This is a genomic window from Pseudomonas donghuensis, assembly GCF_000259195.1.
In the GTDB taxonomy this organism is placed as follows: Bacteria; Pseudomonadota; Gammaproteobacteria; order Pseudomonadales; family Pseudomonadaceae; genus Aquipseudomonas; species Aquipseudomonas donghuensis.
Window position 1 is genome coordinate 168,726 of record NZ_JH650762.1, and the last position, 418, is coordinate 169,143.

The 418-nt window shown below is 64.1% G+C and carries 1 protein-coding gene; it reads left to right on the forward strand.

Annotation, left to right across the window (positions count from 1 at the left end):
- Positions 1 to 280: hypothetical protein (locus tag UW3_RS29455; protein ID WP_010222514.1), on the forward strand; the 280-nt coding region annotated here is incomplete at its 5' end.
- Positions 281 to 418 lie beyond the last annotated feature (138 nt).

A 418-nucleotide genomic window follows, 5' to 3' on the forward strand; every position in this document is an offset into this window, starting at 1 on the left:
CCAGAAGCTTGCGCGCAAGTTGCGTAGCGAAAGCCGGGCGCAGACGCGGATGAAGGCCAACGACATTGTCGATGTGACCGCGGAGGAAGTGCCACGGATCATGCAGCAGTTTGGCGTGCGCACCCTGGTGCATGGCCATACCCATCGACCGGCGATTCACAAGCTGGTGGTCGGCGATCAACCGGCGCGGCGTATCGTGCTGGGCGATTGGGACCGGCAAGGCTGGGCGTTGCAGGTGGATGAGCAAGGGTTTCAACTGCAGCCTTTTGCTTTTCCCTGATAGGCCCGATCGCTGGCAAGCCAGCTCCCACAGGCACAACACCTGACCTGTGGGAGCTGGCTTGCCAGCGATGCTTTTCTTCAGTGCCCCGCCGACGCCGGCCCGGCCTTGGCCGCGAACGGCGGCTTGGGCCGCCAC